Raw genomic sequence first — 23,039 nt, 5'->3', positions numbered from 1 at the left:
CCGGCATGGGCATACTCTTCGAGGACGGCAATTTCGAGCTGTTCCGGAACGGGTTCCTGCAGACGGTCGAACTCAGCGCGCTGAGCGCGCTGTTCGCCCTGCTGCTGGGTGTCCTGCTGGCGGCCTTCCGGGTCTCCCCGGTCCCGGTGCTGCGGGTCTTCGGCACCGTCTGGGTGAACATCTTCCGGAACACCCCGCTGACCGTCCTGTTCTTCGCGGTGGTCTTCGGACTCCCGCGCCTGGACGTGCACTTCGACCACTTCACCTTCGCGGTGATCGCACTCTCCGCCTACACCGCCTCGTTCGTCTGCGAGGTGATCCGGTCCGGCATCAACACCGTGCCGGTCGGGCAGGCGGAGGCGGCCCGAAGCCTCGGGATGACGTTCGGTCAGACCCTGACCCAGATCGTGCTGCCGCAGGCCGGGCGGACCGTGCTCGGCCCGCTCAGCAGCGTCTTCATCGCGCTCCCCCGCAACTCGGCGGTGGCCGGTGCGTTCAGCGTGGGGGAGCTGTTCAACTTCCAGACCACGCTGAACGAGAAGGGCTACTCGATCCTCGGCATCTTCTTCTGGGTCGCGCTCGCCTACCTGTTCCTCAGCACCTGCGTCGCCCTGTTCTTCAAGTTCCTGGAATCCCGTCTGGCGGTGGCCCGTTGAGCGCCAAGAGCAGCGTCCTCTACGACGTCCCCGGGCCCCGGGCCCGGATCCGCAACCACGCCCTGAGCGTGGTGGCCGGCCTCGCCCTGCTGGGCGGCCTCTGGTACGCGTTCACCAAGCTGCGCGACGCCGGGCAGTTCTCGCCCGAGATGTGGGACGTGTTCGCCTACAAGAACACGCAGGAGACCATCCTCACCGCGCTGCTGGACACCCTGCTGGCCTTCGCCACCGCCGCGGTGCTCTCGCTGGTGCTCGGCGCCCTGCTGGCGATCGGCCGGCTCTCCGACCACAAGCCGGTGCGCGCCGTCTGCACCGCCGTGGTCCAGTTCTTCCGCGCGATGCCGCTGCTGATCATGATCTTCGGGCTCTACGTGGCGGTCTTCACCTCCACCCCGTTCTGGGCTCTGGTGACCGGTCTGACCCTGTACAACGGCGCCGTCCAGGCCGAGATCATCCGCTCCGGCATGAACGCGGTGCCGCGTGGCCAGAGCGAGGCCGGCTACGCGCTCGGCCTGCGCAAGACCCAGGTCATGACGGTGATCCTCACCCCGCAGGCGGTCCGGGCCATGCTGCCCGCGATCATCGGCCAGCTGGTGGTCACCCTCAAGGACACCTCGCTCGGGTACGTGATCACCTACCCCGAGCTGCTGAACGTCGGCAAGAAGATCGCCGCCACCTGGGACACCCCGGACGGCTACCCCTACATCCCGGCCACCATCGTGGTCGGCGCGATCTACATCCTCTGCTGCCTCCTGCTGACGGCGCTCGCCAAGTGGCTGGAGGGCTGGAGCCGCCGCGGCGCGAACCGGCGCACAACGGCCGCTGCTTGACGGACACGCAGGTGATCTGTTGCATTGCTCTTCGTGACACCACCCGGGACCCCTGACGCTCCGTCGGCCGCCGCTGCCCCAGCTCGGACCGACCGGTCCGAGGAGGTCCCGTCGTGGATCCGGTGATCATCGTCGGGGCCGGGCCGGTCGGCCTGGCCCTGGCGCTCGCCCTGGCCCGGCACGAGGTGCCGACCGTCGTCCTGGACGAGGGCACCGGAGTCTGCTCCGAGGGCCCGCGCAGCGTGGTGCTCACCCAGCAGACCACCGGCTTCCTGACCCGGCTCGGCTACCAGCGGGCCGGGTCCGACGCCGTGTACTGGGACGCCTTCACCGTCTACCGGCGGCGCTCCGAGGTGCTCCGGCTCCCCCTCAGCGGGATCAGCCACCTGCCCCAGCACCGTCTGCACCGCGGCCTGCGGGACGCGGCCACCGCCACCCCGCTGATCCAACTCACCCCGCACACCCGCCTGGTGGAGCTGGAGCAGGACGGGGACGGCGTCTCCGTCCGCACCGAGCACACCAGGGACGGCACCTCCACCTGGTGGCGCGGCAGCCACCTGGTCGGCTGCGACGGGGCCCGCTCGGCCGTCCGGAAGCTGCTCAAGGTCCGCTTCCCCGGCCGCCCCGCGGTGGACCGGCACGCCGTCGCCACCCTCCGGGTGGACCTGCCCTTCCCCGGCGAGGCCCGGCTGCACCGCGAGCCGCCGTGGCGCGGCGACCGCGAGGCCTCCGCCCGCCCCCTGCCGGACGGCCTCTGGCGGCTGGACTGGCGGCTGCCGCCCGGCCGCCCGGCCCCCGAGACCCCGGTCGACCCGCACGCCACCTGGCCCGGCATCGTCACCGGTGACACCCTGCTGGCCCGGGTCCGCTCCACCCTGACCGGCTGGTGCGGCGAGCTCCCGAAGTTCGAGCTGCTGGCCGCCGCCGACCACACCGCCCAGCAGCGCCTGGCCGCCCGCTTCCGGGTCGGCCGCTGCTTCCTGGCCGGGGACGCCGCCCACCTGCACGGAGCGCTCGGCATGCAGAACCTCGCCGACGGCCTGCGGGACGTGGACAACCTCTCCTGGCGGCTCGCCCTGGCCTGGCACCTGCACTCCGGGGCCGGCTCCGGGGCCGAGTCCAGCCTGCTGGACGGGTACGAGACCGAGCGGCGCGGCGCGGTCGGCGCCCGGCTGCGCGCGGTGGACCAGTCGATGCCGCTGCTGCGGCCGCTGCGCGGCTGGGCCCAGACCAGGCGCTCGCTGCTGACCGGCTCCTTCCGCAAGCACGCACCGCTGCTGACCGACGGTCAGCTCGGCACCGGCCGGTTCGGCGGCGCCCCCGCCTACCCCGAGGCGCCGTCCGGCGTACCGAGCCGGGTGCCGCCGCAGCGCGGCCCCAAGGGCACCGCGCTCACCGAGCAGCTCCCGCCGACCGCCCCCGGCGTGCTGGCCCCCGACGTCCCGGTGATCACCACCGAGGGCGTCCCCGACCACCTGCACGACCGGCTCGGCGGCGGCTTCCTGCTGCTGCTGGTCGCCCCCGGCGCCACCGTCTGGTCCTCCCGGCACTGGCTCTCGGCCGGCCTGATGCCCCGGCTGACCTCGCTGGCCGCCTCGCTGCCGATCCCCGCCGAGGTACTGGTCACCGACCAGTACCCGGCCGCCGACCCGCACACCGTCCTGCTGATCCGCCCCGACGGCCACGTCGTCGGCACCACCCACGGCGCCGAGCCGGACGCCCTGCAGGCCCTCGCCCAGCACGCCCGCGGCGGCCCGGCCCCGATCACCAGCCCCGACCTGACGGGGTCCTGACGGCCCGTCACTGGTCCCGATGGCGGACGGCCAGCGCGGTGACCAGGACGGCGGCCGCCGCCCAGCAGGCGAGCACCAGCCAAGCGCCGCCATGGGTGGCCGGATAGGGCTGCAGGGCGGCGATGTCCGGGCGCTCGGTCAGCGTGCTCCAGGCCCGGTACGGCATCGCGTTGGCGAACACCGCGGTCCAGTGGCGGCGGGTGCTCAGCATGGCGGGCACGATCAGCAGCAGCACCGTGGCGGCCACCACCGAGAAGGCGGAGTGCCGCAGCAGCGCGCCGACGGCCATCCCGGTCAGCGCGGCCACCGGGGCGAGCAGCGCGGAGGCCACCACCAGCCGCAGCGCACCAGGGTGACCGATCGTCACCCCGGCGTGCTGCCCGGCGTACTGGGCCTGGGTGGCCCAGAACGAGACCGCCGCCAGCAGCGCCCCGAACACGGTGGCCACGGCCGCGACCACCAAGGCCTTGGCCGCCATCACCGAGCCGCGGGCCGGCACCGCGACGAAGGTGGTCCGGATCAGGCCGGTGCCGTACTCGCCGGTGACGGTGACCGCCCCCCAGGCACCGACCGCGAGCAGCAGCACCATGGCCCCGTTGGAGGTGTAGGCGGTCATCAGGGACAGGCCCTCGGCGATGAACTCGGCCCGGTCGGCCGGAGGCATCACGTCCCAGTAGCGGACCTGGTCCCAGGCGGTGCCGACGTTCAGCCCGAGCACGGCGAGCGCGGTCAGCAGCAGGGTCCCGGCGGTGGAGCGCAGCGACCAGAGCTTGATCCACTCGGCGGCGACCAGGTCGGCGAGGCGGGCGCGGGGTTCGGCGGTGAGGGCGGCGGTGGTCATCGGATGCTCCCGGCGTGGTCGGAGGTGAGGTCCATGAAGGCCTGTTCGAGCGAGGCCGTACGCGGGCTGAGCTCGTGCAGCGGCAGGTGGTGACGGAGCGCCAGTTCGCCGATCTCGGCGGCGGCCATCCCGGCGACGGTGAGCACCCCGCCGTCGGCGCTCACCCGTGCGCCCCGCTCGGCCAGCAGCGCGGCCAGCTCGGCATGGCCCGGGGTGCGGACGGTGACGGTGGCGCCGCCGCGGGCGGCGAAGGCGGTCAGGCTCTCGGCCGCGATCAGTTCGCCCCGGCCGATCACCACCAGCTCGTCGGCGGTGTGCTCCATCTCGGTCATCAGGTGGCTGGAGACGAAGACCGTGCGGCCCTCGGCGGCCAGCCGCCGGAACAGCCCGCGCACCCAGCGCACGCCCTCCGGGTCCAGCCCGTTCAGCGGCTCGTCGAAGAGCAGCACCGGTGGGTCGCCGAGCAGCGCACCGGCGATGCCCAGACGCTGGCGCATGCCGAGCGAGTACCCGCCGATCCGCCGCCCGGCCGCCCCGGTGAGACCGACCTCGGCCAGCACCTCCTCCACCCGGGAGCGCGGAATGCGATTGCTCCGGGCCAGCGCGGCCAGGTGGGCCCGGCCGCTGCGGCCGCCGTGCACCTCGCCCGCGTCCAGCAGTGCGCCGACCTGCCGCAGCCCGCGCGGCCGGTCCCGGAACGGGCGGCCGTCGATCAGCACCGAGCCGCTGCTCGGGGTGTGCAGGCCGAGGACCATCCGCAGCGTGGTGCTCTTGCCCGAGCCGTTCGGCCCCAGGAAGCCCGTCACCCGGCCCGGGCGGACGGTGAAGGTCAGACCGCGGACGGCGGTCGTGGAGCCGTAACGCTTCGTCAGTTCGTTGACCTCGATCATGGCTCCGAGCCTGCCGCCGCGCCCCGGGCCCGGTCGTCGGCCCGGTGGTGTCACCCCGGGCGGTGGATGTCCTCCACGGGCGTACGACCACGGGCCGATGACCGGACCGTCCATGATCGCTAGCATCGGCGCCATGCGAATACCCCTGCTAGGGCGGTTCACCCCGGCCACCTGGACGGTGCTCGCCTGGTGCGCGGGCACCGTGCTCACCGTGCTGTTCCGGGTGCGCCTCCCCGGCGAGTACGAATCGGCGATCGGCCCCGGGGTCGTCTTCCTGCGGTGGGACGGTGTCCTCTGGCACGCCGTGGCCGGTCTCGTCACCGCGCTCGGCGCACGGCGGCTGACCACCCGTCCGGCCGGCGGGCTGGGCTGGGTGCTGGCCGGGGCGGTCATCGGCGCGACCCCCCTCAGCGTGACGGAGCTCCCGCTCCAGCAGTACCTGGCGGTGGACGTGGCGGTCTACTTCCTGGCCGCGGCCCTGCCCCGGCGCCGCTCGCTGGGGGCCCTCGGCGCGGCGCTCGGCCTGCTGGTCGCGTACCTCGGCGTCCGGCTGGTCTGCGGGTGGACGGCCGGGATCTCCACCGAACTCCCGGTCGCCCTGCTGGTGGTGATCGCCTGGCTGCTCGGCAGCTCCGAGCGGCGGAGCAGGGAGCACCACGAGGAGACCCGGACCCGGGCCACCGAACAGGCCGTCACCGACGAGCGGCTGCGGATCGCCCGCGAGCTGCACGACATGGTGGCCCACAGCATGGGCGTGATCGCCCTCCAGGCCGGCGCCGCCAAGCGGGTGATCGACCGTCAGCCGGAAGCCGCCCGGGAGGCGCTGGGCACCATCGAGACCACCGGGCGGGAGACCCTGGCCGGGCTGCGCCGGATGCTGGTCGCCCTGCGCACCGAGGACGCGCTCGCGCCCGACCTCGGGGTGGCCGACCTGTTCCGGCTGGCGGAGTCCACCACCGCCGCCGGCCTCCGGGTGGAGCTGCGGCGCACCGGCGAGGCCGTCCCGCTGCCGCCGGAGGTCGACGTCTCCGCCTACCGGATCGTGCAGGAGTCGCTGACCAACGTGCTCAAGCACGCGCGCACCGACCACTGCCTGGTGACGGTCGACCAGCTCCCCGACGCCCTGCTGCTGGAGGTCACCGACCGCGGGGCCGGTCCCGGCCCCGGGCCGTCCGGCTTCGGCCTGGTCGGCATGCGCGAGCGGGTCGCCCTGCTGCACGGCGAGCTCGCCACCGGCCCGCTGCCCGGCGGCGGCTTCCGGGTCACCGTCCGCCTCCCCCTCCCCGCCTCTCCGCTTCCCCGCTGACAGGAGCCCGATGACCGTCCGTGTCCTGCTCGCCGACGACCAGCCACTGGTCCGCGCCGCCCTGAAGATGGTGATCACCGACGCCCCCGACCTGGAGCTGGCCGGCGAGGCCGGCAACGGCGCCGAGGCCGTCGCCCTGGCCGCCGAACTGCGCCCCGACGTGGTGGTGATGGACCTGCGGATGCCGGTACTGGACGGCATCGAGGCCACCCGCCGGATCACCTCCGGCCCGGCCGGACCGCAGGTGATCGTGCTGACCACCTTCGACGAGGACGAGAACGTGCACGGCGCCCTGCGGGCCGGCGCCTCCGGCTTCCTGGTCAAGGACATGGCCCTCGACGAGATCCTGGCCGCCGTCCGGGTGGTGGCGGGCGGCGAGGCGCTGCTCGCCCCGTCCGTCACCCGCCGCCTGATCACCGAGTTCACCGCCCGCCCGGGCACCACCGCCCGGCGGGAACTGGCCGGCATCACCGACCGCGAGCGCGAGGTGCTCACCCTGGTCGGCCGGGGCCTGTCCAACGCGGAGATCTCCGAGCAGCTGGTGATCAGCCCGGCCACCACCAAGACCTACCTCAGCCGCCTGCTCGCCAAGCTCGACGCCCGCGACCGGGTCCGCCTGGTGATCCTCGCCTACGAGGCGGGCCTGGTCACCGTCTGACGGCCCGTCGGAGGATGGCCCCACCAGGGCCACCCCCGGCCCGGTCTGGTCACGCCCGGCGGACCGGAGCAGGGTGGTCCCCGGAACGGAACCGGACGAGGGGCGGACATGGAGTACACCACGCTGGGCGGCTCGAACCTGGAGGTCAGCCGGATCGCGCTCGGCGGCATGAGCTTCGGCACCTCGACGACGCGGCCGCCGCCCCCGGCCTGCACCTCACCGACACGGAGGCCGCGGCCCTGGAGGCCCCGTACACCCCGCGCCCGCCGGACGGCTTCTGACGGCCCGTCGGCGGGGCGGCCACCCGAAACCCGTTGGCAGGCACGACCACCGGCCGGTCGGACCGGTGACCCACACCCGGTGGTCTTCGTCCGCGATCCGGCTCCGTTGGGCCTGCCTGGGTTCGACCTGACCGGCGTCCATTCGGTCGACCACCGGCACCCCGAGGTACCCGACCCCGACGAGTACCTCACCGACCCTCCCGTCGAGGGCCTGACCGTGCCACCGGTCCGGCGGGCCTGGCCGCGAGGCCTTCGCCGCCTGGCTCCGGCACCCCGCCTTCGAGCTGTACGGCTAGAGCCCGCCTGACCCGGTCTCAGACCGGGACGGCCACCAGCCGGGCGCCGTCCGCCGTACGGACCTCGAAGTGGTCGATCTGCGCGGAGGGCAGGCCGACCCCGCCGTGCGTGATCAGGCTGTCCGGCTGCCCCGGGAGGCCGTAGCCGGCCGGCGGGACGGCCCAGCTGGTGACGGTCTGCTGCTCGCCCGAGCGGCCCACCGCGACCAGCGAGCAGTTCAGCGGCCCCCGTACGCCGCCGAGTTGGAGCGCGACGTGGGTGCCCCACTTGCGGTCCTCCAGCGCGACGGTGGCGACCGCCCCGGTCGACGCGTCGGCGGCCGAGTGGCGGACCCCGTGGTCCATCAACTCCTGTGCGGGGCTGGTGGAGTGGGCGGCCGGCCGGCCGCCGTCCGCCCCGCCCAGGGAGGCGCCGACCAGCGGCCCGCCGATCAGCACCGCCACGGCCGCCGCCACCAGGAACAGCCTCCTGGTGCGCGCCGACCGCCGGCTCGCGGTCACCTCGGCGGTCAGCCGTTCCAGCATCCGGCCGCCAGCGGCCGGCGGCACGGCGGGGCCGACCGCCTCCGCGTACTCCGCCAGCAACGGTTCCAGGCCGGAGAGTTCGTCCGCCTCGGCGGTGCACCGGGCGCACCCCGCCAGATGCGTGGCGAACTCCGCCATCTCCTCCGGTTCGAGCAGCCCGAGGACGTAGGCACCCACGTCGAGGTGCTGTTCCTGCGGGGACGTCACGATGTCACCCCTCGTTCCTCGAGAGCGTTCTTGAGCGATTTCAGCGCGTAGAAGACCCGGGACCTGACCGTGCCGGCCGGGATGCCGAGTTCGACGGCCGCCTCGTTGACGGTACGCCCCTTCAGGTAGGTCTCGACGATCACCTGCCGGTGCGGTTCGGTCAGCGCGTCCAGGGCGTCGGAGATGGCCATCAGCCGCAAGGCGCGCTCCAGTTCGTCCTCCGCCGGCATCACGTCGAGCACCGCGTCACCGACCTCGGCCGGGCGGGACTGCCGGCTGCGGTGGCCGTCGATGACGATCCGACGGGCCACCGTCACCAGCCAGGGCCGGAGCGAGTCGGCCGACGGGTCGAGCCGGTGCAGGTTGCGCCAGGCCCGGACCAGCGTCTCCTGCACCACGTCCTCGGCCCGGTGCCGGTCGCCGCCGACCAGCCGGAGCACGAAGCCCATCAGGGCGGCGGCGTGCCGGTCGTGCAGCGCCCGGACCAACTCCTCGTCCCGGCCCGGCGGGTGGGACACCGACCGGTGGGGCGGACCGGGAGCCGCCTGTTCGCGCCGCATGCGCCCCTCCTCCAGTGCCAGGGTCGGCGGGGTCATCAGTAGCCGCCGCCACCGCCGGAGGTGGCGGCGGCCTTCTTCCCGTCGGGAGCGGCCGCGAACCAGGTGCCGCCCACGCCCTGGCCGTTGGTCTCGCCCGGCGCCTTGTCCCCCGCGAAGCGGTAGAGCGGCCAGCCGCCCAGGGTGAGTTGCCGGGTGCCGTCCGCCCGGGTCACCGTACCGACCAGGGCCCGGTCCACGCCCTGGAGGGTGCTCTGCGCGTTGACCGGGACCGGCGGCCACTTGGCCGCGCAGTCGCCGTTGCAGGTGGAGGCCGAGGGCTTGGCGGTGTCCTTGTCGAAGCGGTACAGCGTGTAGCCCAGGCCGTCCAGCACGGTCGGGCCCAGCCCGGACGGGCGGCCCACGGCCAGCGAGCCCTTGAGCACCGCCTTGTCCGCGCCGGGCGCGGAGGGCGCGGCGGAGGACGCGGCGGTCGGCGCGGCTGCGGGTGCGGCGGTGGACCCGCCCTCCGAGCCGCAGCCGGTGAGCAGCAGCAGGCCGGCCACGGCCGGGGCGGTCAGCAGGGCGGTACGGCGAAGCGTGCGCATGAGTGGTCTCCCCCACGGGTTCCGACGGGCGTTCGCACCCATCAGTACGGAGGGGAGCCGCGGAACACTCAACGCGGTGGAGGAAATCTTCTAGCGGGCCACCTCGACGGCGCGGGTCTCGCGGATCACGGTGACCCGGACCTGGCCGGGCAGGGTGACCTCCTCGGTGATCCGCTTGGCGATCTCGCGGGCCAGCACCTGGGCGGCGATGTCGTCCACCTGGTCGGGCTGGACCAGGACGCGGACCTCGCGGCCGGCCTGCATCGCGTAGGCCTTGGTGACCCCGGGCTGGGCCACCGCGATCTCCTCCAGCCGGGCCAGCCGCCGGACGTAGTTCTCGGCCGACTCCTTGCGGGCGCCCGGGCGGCCACCGGAGCAGGCGTCGGCGGCCTGGACGAGCACCGCCTCGACGGTCTGCGGGTCGACCTCGCCGTGGTGCGCGGCGATCGCGTGCACCACCTCGGACTGCTCGCCCCAGCGGCGGGCGTAGTCGGCCCCGGCCAGGGCGTGGCTGCCGACCGCGTCGGAGGAGAGCGCCTTGCCGATGTCGTGCAGCAGCGCGGCCCGCCGCACCAGCGCCGCGTCCGCGCCCACCTCGGCCGCCAGCACCGCGCCCACCCGGGCCGACTCCACCAGGTGCGCCAGCACGTTCTGCCCGTAGGAGGTGCGGTAGCGCAGCTGGCCCAGGGTGCGGACCAACTCCGGCTCCATCTCGCCGACCTGGGCCGCGAGCAGGGCGTCCTCCCCGGCCCGGACGCAGAGCCGCTCCACCTCGCGCAGACTGCGGGCGTGCACCGACTCGATCCGGGCCGGCTGGATCCGGCCGTCCGAGACCAGCTTCTCCAGGGTGAGCCGGGCGGCCTCCCGGCGGATCGGGTCGAAGCTGGAGAGCTGGACCACGCCCGGGGTCTCGTCCACCAGCAGGTTGACCCCGGTGACGGCCTCGAAGGCGCGGATGTTGCGCCCCTCCTTGCCGATGATCCGGCCCTTCAGGTCCTCGGCGGGGAGCCGGAGGACGGAGAGCACCGTCTCCGCCGTCTGCTCGCTCGCCACCCGCTGGACGGCTCCCGCGACGATGTCCCGGGCCAGCTCCTCGCCGTCCCGCCGGGCCCGGCGCTCGATCTCCCGGACGGTCACCGCGGCCTCCCGCCGGGCCGCCGCCTCGGCCGTCCGCAGCACCTCGGCCCGGGCCTCCTCGGCCGTCAGGCCGGCCAGCCGCTCCAGCTCGCGGCGCTGCTCGCCCTCACGCTCGGCCACCGCCGCCTCCCGGGCGGCCAACTCCGCCCGGCGGCTGCCGAGTTCCGCCTCGACCAGCCCGACGGCACCGACCGCCCGCCGCTCGGTGCCGCGCATCCACCGGAACGCCAGCAGCACCAGCGCCAACAGCAGAACCCCGAGGCACCCCGTCACGATCCACATCGGGTCCGCTCCCGTCCCGCTCAACCACGCATTTCTGTGAGGCTAAGCGGGGGTCACGAAACGGTCAAGATACGCTCTCGAACCGTCAGGGCCGGAAGCTGACGTTCTGTCACCTCGGCGGCCGGGAAGCGGGCCGGAGGCGGACGGACGGACCGCGGTTCGGCTAGGGTCGCGCTGCCCTGGGCGCCCGACCCGGCGGCACACGGGGGGAGCGGGCCATGGGGGAACCGACCGCACGGAGAGGACGCCGCCGCACGGTGGCGGCCGGACTGACGCTCGGCGTCCTGGCGGCCGGGGCCGCCGGGCTCGGGTGCCGCACCGGGGCGGCCGGCGGGGCCGCCGCCCCGACGGGGCCGAGGGCGGTGCCGGTCCGGGAACTCCGCGTCGGCGACTGCTTCTCCGTGCCCACCGACGGGCCGGGCCTGCCGAGCACGGTGACCGTGGTCCCGTGCGGGACGCCGCACCTCGGCGAGGTGTACGCCACCGCCCCGCTGCAAGGGCTGACCTTCCCGGGCGGGGAGCTGGAGAGCCACCGGACCTGCGAGACGCTGTTCCCCGGCTACGTCCTGGACCGCTGGGCGCTGCCGCGCGGTGCGGCGGCCCGCCACATCGATCCGCCGGCGACCGGCGGCCGGGCCGTCACGGTCTGCGTCGTCGACCTCCCGGGCAGCCGGTCCTCCTCGGTGCGACAGGACCGTTACCACCTGACGGACCACCAACTCGCCTACCTGGACGCCGAGAACGCCGTCCACCGTGACCTGGTGCTGCAGCCGGGCACGTTCCCGGTCCACGCTCCCGAGGCGTACCGCGAGTGGATCGGCGCACTCGCCCGGGCCACCAGCGCGGAACTGGAGGTGCTCGGCTCCCGGAGCTGGGGCGACCGGGCCGCCGCACCGAAGGCCGCCCTGGCCGGGGAGCTGGAAGCGGCGCTCGGCCACCTGCGGGCAGCCGGGGGCTCGACCGACCCCGACGCCGTCCGGCGCGAGGTCGGCGCGGCCACCCGGCTCCTCGCGGACGGGCCCGGCACCGCGGCCTTCCGGGAAGCCATCGGCCTGCCGAGCACTCCCCCGGCCCCCGGGCTCGACTGACGCGCCGCCGGGCCCGGCTGACGCGCCGTCCGGCTCAGCGCTCGGCCTCCAGCGCCTCCTTGGCCAGCCGGAAGGCCAGCCCCTCGGCGTAGCCGCGGCGGGCCAGGGCTCCGACCAGGCGACGCAGCTTGGCCTGGTCGTCCAGGCCGCGCATGGTGCGCAGCCGTCGCCGGACGAACTCCCGGGCCGCCGCCTCCTCGTCGTCCTCGTCGACCTGGGCGAGGGCCCGCTCGGCCAGCTCCGGGGCGACGCCGCGCTGCCGCAGCTCCTGGGAGAGCACCCGCCGCCCGAGGCCGCGGGCGTTGTGCCGGGACTCCACCCAGGCCTCGGCGAAGGCGGCGTCGTCGATCAGCCCGACCTCCTGGAGGCGGTCGAGGACCTGCTCGGCCACCTCCTCCGGGATCTCCCGCTTGGCGAGCGCCCCGGCCAGCTGCTTGCGGGTCTTGGCGGCCCCGGTGAGCAGCCGCAGGCAGATCGTCCGGGCCCGCTCGGCCGGGTCGGCCTCCTCGGCGGCGCGCTGCTCCTTGCGGGCCTTCCGGGCGGCCTTGCGCTCCTCCTTGGTCAACTCCGGCTCGGGGCCGGGCTCCTCGGAGGGCGGGGCCATCCAGTCCGGACCGCTGGCCGACTCGGCCGTCCGTGCCTCGGCCGTCCGTGCCTCGGCCGACTCTGCCGCCACCGCCGACCGCCGGCGCCGCCGACCGCCCGTCAGGTCCGAGGCGCGGAGCATCCCGTCGAACGACGGGATGCCGGGCTCGCCCTCCGAGCCCGGCATCCCGGTACCGCTGTCGTGCGTCAAGACCGGCTCAGCTCTTCGCCGCCGCCGTCTTCTTGGCCGCGGTCTTCTTCGCCGCGACGGCGCCCGCCTCGTCCTCGGCGCCCGCGGCGGCGGCCGGAGCGGCCTCGTCACCCTCGGGCTTCGGCCCGATGCCGAGCTTGCCCTTGATCTTGACCTCGATCTCGTCGGCCAGCTGCGGGTTGTCGCGCAGGAAGTTGCGGGCGTTCTCCTTGCCCTGGCCGAGCTGGTCGCCCTCGTAGGTGTACCAGGCGCCGGACTTGCGGATGAAGCCGTGCTCCACGCCCATGTCGATCAGGCCGCCCTCGCGGCTGATGCCGATGCCGTAGAGGATGTCGAACTCGGCCTGCTTGAACGGGGCGGCGACCTTGTTCTTCACGACCTTGACGCGGGTGCGGTTGCCGACCGCCTCGGTGCCGTCCTTGAGGGTCTCGATCCGGCGGATGTCGAGGCGCACGGAGGCGTAGAACTTGAGCGCGCGGCCACCGGTGGTGGTCTCCGGCGAGCCGAACATCACGCCGATCTTCTCGCGCAGCTGGTTGATGAAGATCGCGGTGGTGTTCGACTGGTTCAGCGCACCGGCGATCTTGCGCAGGGCCTGGCTCATCAGACGGGCCTGGAGGCCGACGTGCGAGTCGCCCATCTCGCCCTCGATCTCGGCACGCGGCACCAGGGCGGCCACCGAGTCGATGATCACCAGGTCGATCGCGCCGGAGCGGATCAGCATGTCGGTGATCTCCAGCGCCTGCTCGCCCGTGTCGGGCTGGCTGACCAGCAGCGCGTCGGTGTCCACGCCGAGCTTCTTGGCGTACTCCGGGTCGAGCGCGTGCTCCGCGTCGACGAAGGCGACGGTGCCGCCCTGACGCTGGCAGTTGGCCGCCAGGTGCAGGGTGAGGGTGGTCTTGCCGGAGGACTCCGGGCCGTAGATCTCCACCACGCGGCCGCGCGGGATGCCGCCGACACCGAGGGCGACGTCCAGCGCCGTGGAGCCGGTCGGGATCACGTCGATCGGCTCGTTGGCCTTCTCGCCGAGCCGCATCACCGAGCCCTTGCCGAACTGCCGCTCGATCTGGGCGAGTGCGGTCTCAAGGGCCTTCTCGCGGTCCGTACCTGCCATGGCTTCCACCCTCGGGTTCTGTGCTGTGCGCTTCATCGTCCTCGACGCTAGCGCGTCCCACCGACAATCCGCCCCGAACGGGCTCGGCCTGTGGAAAACTCGCCGCGAGCCAGTATAGGGAACATCTGTTCGAATCAAGTCAACCGCCCCGCCCCCACGCCCACGACCGCGTGAAACCACCAGCTCAGCACCCCGGGCCACTACCTGTGGACGCATGATCACCACCACCGGACGGCGCCGCACCGCCGCCGTCCTCCTCGCCCTGGCCGCCCTGCTGCTGCCCACGGCCGCCCCCGCCGCGGCCGCCGGGCCCGCCCCCGCCGCCCATGTCCGCGCCCTGCCCGAGCCCTCCCCCGCCGAGCAGGCCCGCGCCGAGCTGGCCGAACTGACCGTCGCCGAACCGCACTCGATGGCCGGCTACAGCCGCGCCAAGTTCCCGCACTGGGTGAAGCAGTACGGCGAGTGCGACACCCGCGAGGTCGTCCTGGCCCGGGACGGCGAGGGCGTCCTCCAGGACGAGGCCTGCCGCGCGTCCACCGGCACCTGGCTCAGCCCGTACGACGGCCGGGTGCTGACCGCCGCCGCCCAGGTCGACATCGACCACATCGTCCCGCTGGCCAACGCCTGGCGCTCCGGCGCCGACGAGTGGACCACCGCCACCCGCCGGGCCTTCGCCAACGACCTGGAGCACTCCCAGCTGATCGCGGTCTCGGCCGCCTCCAACCGCTCCAAGGCCGACAAGTCCCCCGACCAGTGGTCCCCGCCGGACCCGGCCTACTGGTGCACCTACTCCCGGGCCTGGATCGACGTGAAGCACCTCTACGGCCTCACCGTCACCGCGCCCGAGGCGGCCAGGCTCTCCGAGATGCTCGACACCTGCGCCACCTCCTGAGACGACGACGGGCGGCCACCCGCCGGGTGACCGCCCGTCAACTCTCATTCGTCCCGGTGCCCGTGCCGCTCCCCGCGCACCATGTGGCGCAGCCGCCGCGCCGCCTCCCGCCGCCGGGCCCGCCGGCCCTTGCGGTCCGCGCCCCGGTCGATCCGCGGGTCGGTCTGCACCTCGTACCGCCGCACGTAGGTCCCGACGAAGCCCTGCAGGGTGGCCGCCACCGGGATGGCGATCAGCGCGCCGACCGCACCGAGCAGCGCGGCCCCCGCGATCACCGAGCCGAAGGCCACCGCCGGGTGGACGTCCACCGTCCTGGCGGTGATCCGCGGGTGCAGCAGGTAGTTCTCGACCTGCTGGTAGACGATCACGAAGGCCAGCACCCAGAGCGCGTCCATCGGCTCCACCGTGAGCGCGACCAGCACGGGCAGCGCGCCCGCGATGTACGTCCCGATGGTCGGCACGAACTGCGACATGACGCCGACCCAGACCGCCAGCGCCGCCGCGTACGGCAGGCCCAGGATCGAGAACATGATCCAGTGCGCGATGGTCGAGGCCACCGCCAGCAGCGCCCGGGAGTAGAGGTAGCCGCCGGTCTTGGCCAGCGCGATCTCCCAGGCCCGCAGCACCTCGGCCTGCTTGGCCGGGGGCAGCAGCGAGCAGACCGTGCGCCGCACCCGGGGGCCGTCGGCGGTGAAGTAGAAGGTGAACAGGCCGACGGTGAACATCTGGAACAGCCCGCCGATCAGCGTGCTGGAGACGCCCCAGACGTTGTCCGCCGCCTGCTGCGCGTACTTCTCGATGTTGCCCGAGTCCTTCAGCAACTTCTGCTGGAGCTGGTCCAGCGAGAGGCTCTGGTTGAAGGTCCGGTTCACCCAGTCGATCAGGTTCTGCACCAGGTGCGGGAGGTCCCCGGCGATCTTGGCCACCTGGTCGACCAGCAGGGTGCCGAGCGCGGTCAGGAAGCCCGCGATGGCAACGCCCAGACCGATGAAGACCAGGAAGGTGCCGAGCCCCCGGCGCACCCCGCGGGCGGCCATCCGGTCCACCGCCGGCTCCATCGCCAGCGAGAGGAAGAAGGCCACCAGCAGCATCACCAGCAGGTCGATGAGCTGGCGGAACGCCCAGTCCGCGAGCTGGAACAGCCCGACCAGGACCAGCGCCATCACCATCGCCCGCGGCAGCCACCGGGGCATCCCGCGCCCCCAGATCGACTGCGCCACCGCGCCGACGCCGCCCCCGCCGGCGGCGGAGCCGAGCGGCTCCCCGGCGTCGGGCGGGGGCGCCTCGCCGGCCACGGGTGCCGCCGCTTCGGTCAGGGTCTCCTGGGGTGGGTGCTGGTCTTCACGGTTCTCGGCCACCCGCCCAGTCTTACCCAAAGCTCAACGGAGCAACGCCGACACCCCCTGCGTGCGGCACACCACGCGCCAGACCTCCTTCGCCTCCCAGCCCGCGTCCAGCGCCTGACGGACCGTCCGCCCGCCCAGCTCGCTCATCAGGTGGTCCTGGGCGAACGACTCCGCGTACGCCTCGCCGAAGTGCTCGTCCATCCGTCGCCAGAACTCGGTCAGCCTCATGGCCCCAGTATCCCGGAGCCGCCCGGGACGGTCCGGGGCCCGGCTCAGCCAGCCGGCAGCGCGAGCACGCCCGCGCCGAAGAACTGCCGCTCCACGCAGGCGCCCGGCGCGTACGGGCAGTTCACGGCGGCCGCGTCGGCCAGCAGCGCGGCCAGCCGCTCCGGCCGCCAGCCCGGGTGGGCCGCCGCCGCGACCGCCACCGCCCCGGTGACGTGGGCGGCCGCCATCGAGGTGCCCGCCAGCGCGGCGTACCGGCCGCCGGGCCAGGCCGAGACGACCGCCCCCTCCGCCCCGCCGTCCGGCTCCCCGCCGGGGGCGGCGATCGAGATCCGGCCGCGGCCGTAGTTGCTGTACCCGGAGGGCAGGCCGTTGCGGTCCACCGCGGCGACGGTCAGCACGCCCGGGAGCTCACCGGGGAGGCGGACGCACTCCGGGCCGAGGAAACGATTCTGCCCGGGGCCGGACAGCCGGTCGTTGGGGCTGCGCTGGTCGTGCCGCACCGCACCCAGGTCCTGCCCGTCGTTGCCCGCCGAGGCCACCACCACCGCGCCCCGCTGCTGCGCGTAGGCCACCGCCCGGCCGACCGCCAGGATCAGCGCCGCCTGGTCCGGCTCCTGGGGGCAGTTGTACTTCCACGGGTCGGCGAAGTAACTGTCGTTGATCGCCCGGGCCCCGTGGTCGGCCGACCAGAGCATCCCGCAGACCACGTTCTCCGCGTAGTACTGCCCCAACGGACCCAGCAGCCGGACGGCGGCGATCCGCACCCCCGGTGCCACCCCCGTCACGCCCTTCCCGTCCCGGGACGCCCCGACGATCCCCGCCACATGGGTCCCGTGCCCGCTCTCCCCCACCCCCCGGTCCGGCCGCCACGCCCCGAACCGGGCGTCCGGGCGCCCGTCCGCGCAGGAGGCCGAGGCCGCCGGGTCCACCGCCGACCGCAGGTCCGGGTGGGTGTCGTCGACCCCCGAGTCCAGCACCGCGACCAGCACCCGGCGCAGCTCCTGACCGCTCGGCCCCGCTCCCCCCGGGGTCCGGACCAGGGCCGCCGGGCGGGTGCCGCCCGCCGCCGCCCGCCCGCCGGCGCCGATCATCGCCAGGTTCCAGTCCGCCGCCTCGCCCGGGTCCGGGGTCAGCGCCTCGTCCGCCTCCCCCGTCTCCGCCGCGTCCCCGCGCACCTCCGGGCCGAACTCCCCCTCCCCCTCCAACGCCCCGGGCGGACCCGGCACCCCCGTCGTCCTGGTCGCCCCCACCGCGGCTATGCCCTCCGCCCCGCGGAGCCGCTCCGCGAACCCGCCGGTCGCGTACGCCAGCACCACCCCGATCTGCGGGTACTCCTGCACCACCCGGCCGCCCGCCTGACGGGCCTGCGCGGCCGCTCCCCGGGCGCCCTCGGCGTCCTGACGCTCCGCCAGCACCAGGTAGCTCAGGTACGACCGCCCCGGCCCGGCCACGAACGGCACCGCGCCGCCGACCACCAGAGCCACCATCAACACCCCCAGCAGCACCCGGACCCGCACCTTCCGCGTCCGTACGGCGAGACCCAGCCGTTCCATCGCACGACCTCCGCTCGTCGGGTCCGATTCATCACGATATGACCCACATTCCGATCACGCCTGACTACGTTGAGGCACACGGGTGGAGGTGGTTACACCGGGGGCGCGAGGAACTGCGCGAAGCGGAAGACGGCCCAGAGCCGGATCGGGGCAGGCGAGCCAGTTGCACCCGCTGCCGTTCCCCTGCGTAGTTCCTCGCGCCCCCGGCCTCACCTGCTGGTGCGTCCCCGCTGTCAGAGGGTCCGTGCACCATGGGGGCATGGCGCGGACTGAGCTGAGCGATCCGTTGGAGGGGTTCGCCCCGGCGACCAGGGCGTGGTTCTCGGGGGCGTTCAGTGCGCCCACGGCCGCGCAGGCGCAGGCCTGGCAGGCGATCCGCAGCGGCTCCGACGTCCTGGTGGTGGCGCCGACCGGCTCCGGGAAGACGCTCGCCGCGTTCCTGTCCGCCCTCGACCACCTCAGCCACACCCCGCCCCCCGCGGACCCGAAGCGCCGCTGCCGGGTGCTCTACATCTCCCCGATCAAGGCCCTCGCCGTGGACGTGGAGCGCAACCTCCGCTCCCCGCTGGCCGGCCTGCGCCAGGCGGCCGTCCGCCTCGGCCTGCCCGAGCCCGAGGTCCAGGTCGGCATCCGCTCCGGCGACACCCCGGCCGCCGAGCGCCGGAAGATCGCGACGCACCCGCCCGACATCCTGATCACCACCCCCGAGTCCCTCTTCCTGCTCCTCACCTCCGCCTCCCGCGAGGCGCTCCGCGGCGTCGACACGGTGATCCTGGACGAGGTGCACGCCGTGGCCGGCACCAAGCGCGGCGCCCACCTCGCGCTCAGCCTGGAGCGTCTCGACGAGCTGCTGGACCGCCCGGCCCGCCGGATCGGCCTCTCCGCCACCGTCCGCCCGGTCGACGAGGTGGCCCGCTTCCTCTCCCCCCGGCGCGGGGCGAAGGTGGTGCAGCCGCCCGCCGCCAAGGAGTTCGACCTCTCCGTGGTGGTCCCCGTCGCCGACCTGGACGAGCCCCCGGCCGCCACCGGCACCGACGACCCGTCACGGCAGGCCTCGATCTGGCCGCACGTGGAGGAGCGGATCGTCGACCTGGTCCAGGCCCACCGCTCCACCATCGTGTTCGCCAACTCCCGCCGCCTCGCCGAGCGCCTGTGCAACCGGCTGAACGAGATCGCCCACGAGCGCGCCACCGGCGAGCCGCTCCCCGAGGCCCACGGCCCCGCCGAGCTGATGGGCGGCTCCGGGGTGGCGGCGGGCGCCCCGGCGGTGATCGCGCGGGCGCACCACGGCTCGGTCTCCAAGGAGCAGCGCGCCCTGGTGGAGGAGGAGTTGAAGGCCGGCCGGCTGCCCGCCGTGGTGGCCACCTCCAGCCTGGAGCTGGGCATCGACATGGGCGCGGTCGACCTGGTGGTCCAGGTGGAGTCCCCGCCTTCGGTGGCCTCCGGCCTCCAACGGGTCGGCCGGGCCGGTCACCAGGTCGGGGCGGTCTCCACCGGGGTGGTCTTCCCCAAGTACCGGGGCGATCTGGTGCAGTCGGCGGTGGTCACCGAGCGGATGCGCTCCGGCGGCATCGAGGCCCTCCGGGTGCCGCGCAATCCGCTCGACGTGCTCGCCCAGCAGCTGGTCGCGATCACCGCCCTCGACACCTGGGACGTGGACGAGCTGCTGGCCCTGGTCCGCCGGGCCGCACCGTTCGCCACCCTCCCGCAGTCCGCCTTCGACGGGGTGCTGGACATGCTGGCGGGCCGTTACCCCTCGGACGCCTTCGCCGAGCTGAGGCCCCGTCTGGTCTGGGACCGGGTGGCGGGCACCGTCACCGGCCGCCCCGGCGCCCAGCGCCTGGCCGTCACCTCGGGCGGGACGATCCCCGACCGCGGCCTGTTCGGCGTCTTCATCGCCGGGGCCGACCCGAAGAAGGGCGGGGGCAGGGTCGGCGAGCTGGACGAGGAGATGGTCTACGAGTCCCGGGTGGGCGACGTCTTCACCCTGGGCACCACCTCCTGGCGGATCCAGGAGATCACCCACGACAAGGTGCTGGTCACCCCGGCCCCCGGCGTCCCGGGCCGGCTGCCGTTCTGGAGGGGCGACAGCCTCGGCCGCCCGCTCGAACTCGGCCGCGCCCTCGGCGCCTTCGTCCGCGAGCTGGGCGCCCTGACGCCCGATCAGGCCACCGTCCGCCTCAAGGCCGCCGGCCTGGACGACTGGGCCGCGCAGAACCTGCTCGGCTACCTGGCCGAGCAGCGCACCGCCACCGGCCACCTCCCGGACGACCGCACCATCGTGGTCGAGCGCTTCCGGGACGAGCTGGGCGACTGGCGGATCGTCGTGCACTCCCCCTTCGGCGCCCAGGTGCACGCCCCCTGGGCGCTGGCCATCGGCGCACGCCTGCGCGAGAAGCACGGCCTGGACCCGCAGGTGATGCACGCCGACGACGGCATCGTGCTCCGCCTCCCCGACGCCGACCTCCTGGACTTCCCTTCCGACCGGCCCGTCACCGACGACGCCCCCGTCGGCGCCGACGCCACGCTCTTCGACAAGGCCGAGATCGAGCAGCTGGTCACCGACCAGGTCGGCGGCTCGGCCCTGTTCGCCGCCCGCTTCCGCGAGTGCGCCGGCCGCGCCCTGCTGCTGCCCCGCCGCAATCCCGGCAAGCGCACCCCGCTCTGGCAGCAGCGCCAGCGCGCCTCCCAGCTGCTGGAGGTGGCCGCCGAGTACGGCTCCTTCCCGATCGTGCTGGAGGCCGTCCGGGAGTGCCTGCAGGACGTCTTCGACGTGCCGGGCCTGGTCGAGCTGATGGGTGATCTGGAGTCGCGCGCCGTCCGGCTGGTGGAGGTCACCACCCAGGAGCCGTCCCCGTTCGCCCGCTCCCTGCTGTTCGGCTACGTCGCCCAGTTCCTCTACGAGGGCGACTCACCGCTGGCCGAGCGCCGGGCCGCCGCCCTCGCCCTCGACTCCCGCCTGCTCTCCGAACTGCTCGGCCAGGCCGAGCTGCGCGAGCTGCTGGACCCACAGGTGCTGGCCGAGCTGGAGGCCGAGCTCCAGCGGCTCACCCCGGAGCGGCGGATCAAGGACACCGAGGGCCTGGCCGACGCGCTGCGCCTGCTCGGCCCGCTCTCCGAGGCCGAGTTGACGGCCCGTGGGGCGCAGCCCGCCTGGGCCGCCGAGCTCCAGGCCGCCCGCCGGGCCGTCCTGGTGCGGATCGGCGGCGAACAGCGCTGGGCCGCGATCGAGGACGCCGGGCGGCTGCGGGACGCGCTGGGCACCCCGCTGCCGGTCGGTGTCCCGGAGGCCTTCACCGAGCCGGTGAAGGACCCGCTGGGCGACCTGCTGGCCCGGCACGCCCGCACCCACGGCCCGTTCACCGCCACCGAGGCCGGCGCCCGCTTCGGCCTGGGCACCGCCGTGGTCACCGGCACCCTGCACCGCCTGACCGCCGCCGGCCGCCTGGTCCAGGGCGAGTTCCGGCCCGGCGAGGGCCACACCGGCACCGTGGAGTGGTGCGACGCCGAGGTGCTGCGCCGGCTGCGCCGCCGTTCGCTGGCCGCGCTGCGCCAGGAGGTGGAGGCCGTCCCGCCCCGGGCACTGGCCGCCTTCCTGCCGCAGTGGCAGCACCTGGCCGGTCACCGGCTGCGCGGGCTGGACGGGCTGGTCCGGGTGGTGGAGCAGCTCCAGGGCACCGCGCTGCCCGCCTCGGCGCTGGAGAGGCTGATCCTCCCGGCCCGGCTGCTGGACTACTCCCCCGGGATGCTGGACGAGCTGATGGCGGCCGGCGAGGTCGGCTGGTCCGGCGCGGGCGCGCTGCCCGGCCAGGACGGCTGGCTGGCCCTGCACCTGCCGGAGGCCGCCCACCTGCTCCGCCCCGAGCCGGTGCCGCCCGCCCTGACGCCGGTGCACACGGTCCTGCTGGAGGCCCTGGAGGGCGGCTACGGCCTGTTCTTCCGTCAGCTGGCCGAGCGGGTCCGGGAGCTGACGGGCCAGGAGGCCCCCGAGGGCGAGCTGCTCACCGCCCTCTGGGACCTGACCTGGGCCGGGTACGTCACCAACGACACCCTGGCCCCGCTCCGGGCCCTGCTCGGCTCCGGCCGCACCGCCGGGGCCACCGCCCACCGGGCGCCCCGGGCCACCCCGCGCGGCCGCTACGGCGGCGGCGCCCGCGGCCTGGCCCGCCCGGCGGCCCGCTCCGGCCCGCCGACGGCGGCCGGGCGCTGGTCACTGCTGCCCCGGCCGGCCACCGAGCCCACCGTCCGGGCCACCGCCCAGGCACAGGCCCTGCTGGACCGGCACGGGGTGCTCACCCGGGGCGCGGTGGCGGCCGAGCGGGTGCCCGGCGGCTTCGCCGGGGTCTACCGGGTACTGGGGGCCTTCGAGGAGCGCGGCCGGGCCCGCCGGGGGTACTTCGTGGAGGGCCTGGGCGGCGCCCAGTTCGCCATGGACGGGGCGGCCGACCGGCTGCGCTCGGTCAGCTCCCGGCTGGAGCGCCTGGGCGGCGGGGAGTGGACGGCCGCCCCGGCGGCCGAGGCCCCGCAGGCCCTGGTGCTGGCGGCCGCCGACCCGGCGAACGCCTTCGGTGCCGCCCTGCCCTGGCCCGAGCCCCCCGCGGGCGAGGGCGAGAAGGCGCACCGGCCGGGCCGCAAGGCCGGCGCCCTGGTCGTGCTGCTGGACGGCGAGCCGGCGCTGTACGTGGAGCGGGGCGGCAAGTCGCTGCTGGCCTGGGGCGAGCAGCCGGCCGCCTTCGCGGCGCTGGCCGGGGCCGTCCGCGGCGGCGCACTGGGCACCACCGCCACGGTGGAGCGGATCAACGGCGCCCCGGCCCTCACCGCCCCCCTGGGCCGCCTCCTGGAAGAGGCGGGCTTCCACCCGTCCCCCAAGGGGTACCGCCTGAGGAGCTGAAGAATGGTCACCCCGGGGGCGCGAGGAACTGCGCGAACCGGAAGGCGGCCCACCTGCAACTGAGGGCACGTCAGCCAGTTGCACGTGCTGCCGTCCCCCAGCGCGCAGTTCCTCGCGCCCCCGGGTCGCTGCAACTGAACCTCGCGCCCCCGGCCTCAGGTTCCCGGGGAGTTGACGCTTCCGGGGGGTCTGGGCGGATCCGGTCGTACTCCGTCAGGTGCCGGGCCGTCGGACGTGGCTTCTTCACCCTTCCGGGGCAGCCACCGGTTCGCGTGCACCGGGATC

The 23,039-nt window shown here is 74.8% G+C and carries 19 protein-coding genes; 8 read left to right on the top strand and 11 right to left on the bottom strand.

Annotated elements, in window-relative coordinates:
- Positions 1 to 5 precede the first annotated feature (5 nt).
- The 3 genes from ACIA8O_RS38460 to ACIA8O_RS38450 all read left to right on the top strand — a co-directional run bounded on the left by ACIA8O_RS38460 (position 6) and on the right by ACIA8O_RS38450 (position 3,279).
- Entirely contained in the window at positions 6 to 656 is a 651-nt protein-coding gene (locus ACIA8O_RS38460; protein WP_396298724.1) for an amino acid ABC transporter permease, read from the top strand.
- Positions 653 to 1,486 (top strand): amino acid ABC transporter permease, encoded by an 834-nt coding sequence (locus ACIA8O_RS38455; RefSeq protein ID WP_396298723.1) that lies wholly within the window; start codon positions 653 to 655, stop codon positions 1,484 to 1,486. The genes ACIA8O_RS38460 and ACIA8O_RS38455 overlap by 4 nt, the downstream gene beginning before the upstream one ends.
- Positions 1,487 to 1,599: 113 nt before the next feature.
- Positions 1,600 to 3,279 (top strand): FAD-dependent monooxygenase, encoded by a 1,680-nt coding sequence (locus tag ACIA8O_RS38450; RefSeq protein WP_396298722.1) that lies wholly within the window; start codon positions 1,600 to 1,602, stop codon positions 3,277 to 3,279.
- Positions 3,280 to 3,286: 7 nt separating this feature from the next.
- Here ACIA8O_RS38450 and ACIA8O_RS38445 read toward each other — a convergent pair whose 3' ends face one another.
- Together ACIA8O_RS38445 and ACIA8O_RS38440 are read right to left on the bottom strand one after the other, a co-directional pair.
- The gene (locus ACIA8O_RS38445) at positions 3,287 to 4,120 is read right to left on the bottom strand and encodes an ABC transporter permease (RefSeq protein WP_396298721.1); all 834 of its coding nucleotides are present in this window, start codon (positions 4,118 to 4,120) and stop codon (positions 3,287 to 3,289) included.
- The gene (locus tag ACIA8O_RS38440; RefSeq protein ID WP_396298720.1) at positions 4,117 to 5,010 is read right to left on the bottom strand and encodes an ATP-binding cassette domain-containing protein; all 894 of its coding nucleotides are present in this window, start codon (positions 5,008 to 5,010) and stop codon (positions 4,117 to 4,119) included. Before ACIA8O_RS38440 ends, ACIA8O_RS38445 begins: the two co-directional genes overlap by 4 nt.
- A 133-nt stretch (positions 5,011 to 5,143) precedes the next feature.
- Here ACIA8O_RS38440 and ACIA8O_RS38435 point away from each other — a divergent pair, with 133 nt between their 5' ends.
- Positions 5,144 to 6,316, top strand: a complete 1,173-nt coding sequence (locus ACIA8O_RS38435) for a sensor histidine kinase (protein WP_396298719.1) — start codon at positions 5,144 to 5,146, stop codon at positions 6,314 to 6,316.
- 10 nt (positions 6,317 to 6,326) lie between these two features.
- Positions 6,327 to 6,974 carry a response regulator gene (locus ACIA8O_RS38430; RefSeq protein ID WP_396298718.1) on the top strand — a complete coding sequence of 216 codons (648 nt, stop codon included), beginning with the start codon at positions 6,327 to 6,329 and terminating at the stop codon, positions 6,972 to 6,974.
- 595 nt (positions 6,975 to 7,569) lie between these two features.
- On the opposite strand, the gene ACIA8O_RS38425 is transcribed toward ACIA8O_RS38430, so the two are convergent.
- From ACIA8O_RS38425 to rny, 4 genes are all read right to left on the bottom strand, one after another.
- On the bottom strand, positions 7,570 to 8,283 hold the full coding sequence (locus tag ACIA8O_RS38425) for an anti-sigma factor family protein (protein ID WP_396298717.1): 714 nt from the start codon (positions 8,281 to 8,283) through the stop codon (positions 7,570 to 7,572).
- Positions 8,280 to 8,843 (bottom strand): sigma-70 family RNA polymerase sigma factor, encoded by a 564-nt coding sequence (locus tag ACIA8O_RS38420; protein ID WP_396298716.1) that lies wholly within the window; start codon positions 8,841 to 8,843, stop codon positions 8,280 to 8,282. Before ACIA8O_RS38420 ends, ACIA8O_RS38425 begins: the two co-directional genes overlap by 4 nt.
- A gap of 35 nt (positions 8,844 to 8,878) precedes the next feature.
- Complete coding sequence (locus tag ACIA8O_RS38415; protein WP_396298715.1) at positions 8,879 to 9,427, bottom strand: hypothetical protein; 549 nt, start codon at positions 9,425 to 9,427, stop codon at positions 8,879 to 8,881.
- 90 nt (positions 9,428 to 9,517) lie between these two features.
- On the bottom strand, positions 9,518 to 10,846 hold the full coding sequence (rny, locus tag ACIA8O_RS38410; RefSeq protein WP_396298714.1) for a ribonuclease Y: 1,329 nt from the start codon (positions 10,844 to 10,846) through the stop codon (positions 9,518 to 9,520).
- Between the two features lie 218 nt (positions 10,847 to 11,064).
- On the opposite strand from rny, the gene ACIA8O_RS38405 reads away from it, so the two are divergent.
- The gene (locus tag ACIA8O_RS38405; protein ID WP_396298713.1) at positions 11,065 to 11,934 is read left to right on the top strand and encodes a hypothetical protein; all 870 of its coding nucleotides are present in this window, start codon (positions 11,065 to 11,067) and stop codon (positions 11,932 to 11,934) included.
- A 34-nt stretch (positions 11,935 to 11,968) separates the two neighbouring features.
- Here ACIA8O_RS38405 and ACIA8O_RS38400 read toward each other — a convergent pair whose 3' ends face one another.
- Together ACIA8O_RS38400 and recA are read right to left on the bottom strand one after the other, a co-directional pair.
- Complete coding sequence (locus ACIA8O_RS38400) at positions 11,969 to 12,730, bottom strand: regulatory protein RecX (protein WP_396298712.1); 762 nt, start codon at positions 12,728 to 12,730, stop codon at positions 11,969 to 11,971.
- Positions 12,731 to 12,737: 7 nt separating this feature from the next.
- Positions 12,738 to 13,844: a recombinase RecA gene (recA, locus tag ACIA8O_RS38395; protein WP_396298711.1), complete on the bottom strand. Its 1,107-nt coding sequence runs from the start codon at positions 13,842 to 13,844 to the stop codon at positions 12,738 to 12,740.
- Between the two features lie 214 nt (positions 13,845 to 14,058).
- On the opposite strand from recA, the gene ACIA8O_RS38390 reads away from it, so the two are divergent.
- Positions 14,059 to 14,736, top strand: coding sequence for an HNH endonuclease family protein (locus tag ACIA8O_RS38390; protein WP_396298710.1), 678 nt, complete (start codon positions 14,059 to 14,061; stop codon positions 14,734 to 14,736).
- Between the two features lie 44 nt (positions 14,737 to 14,780).
- On the opposite strand, the gene ACIA8O_RS38385 is transcribed toward ACIA8O_RS38390, so the two are convergent.
- The 3 genes from ACIA8O_RS38385 to ACIA8O_RS38375 are packed head-to-tail and all read right to left on the bottom strand — an operon-like array spanning position 14,781 to position 17,863.
- A complete protein-coding gene (locus tag ACIA8O_RS38385) occupies positions 14,781 to 16,094 on the bottom strand; it encodes an AI-2E family transporter (RefSeq protein WP_396298709.1) in 1,314 nt (437 codons plus the stop codon).
- Positions 16,095 to 16,115: 21 nt separating this feature from the next.
- On the bottom strand, positions 16,116 to 16,310 hold the full coding sequence (locus tag ACIA8O_RS38380) for a DUF3046 domain-containing protein (RefSeq protein WP_396298708.1): 195 nt from the start codon (positions 16,308 to 16,310) through the stop codon (positions 16,116 to 16,118).
- 44 nt (positions 16,311 to 16,354) lie between these two features.
- Positions 16,355 to 17,863, bottom strand: a complete 1,509-nt coding sequence (locus tag ACIA8O_RS38375; protein ID WP_396298707.1) for a S8 family peptidase — start codon at positions 17,861 to 17,863, stop codon at positions 16,355 to 16,357.
- 259 nt (positions 17,864 to 18,122) lie between these two features.
- Between ACIA8O_RS38375 and ACIA8O_RS38370 the strand changes: the two genes are divergently transcribed.
- Positions 18,123 to 22,754, top strand: coding sequence for an ATP-dependent helicase (locus ACIA8O_RS38370; RefSeq protein WP_396298706.1), 4,632 nt, complete (start codon positions 18,123 to 18,125; stop codon positions 22,752 to 22,754).
- Positions 22,755 to 23,039 lie beyond the last annotated feature (285 nt).

Source organism: Kitasatospora sp. NPDC051853, assembly GCF_044452665.1.
Taxonomy (GTDB): domain Bacteria; phylum Actinomycetota; class Actinomycetes; order Streptomycetales; family Streptomycetaceae; genus Kitasatospora.
The sequence above is the reverse complement of the archived record's forward strand: the minus strand, read 5'-3'. Positions and strand labels throughout refer to the sequence as shown.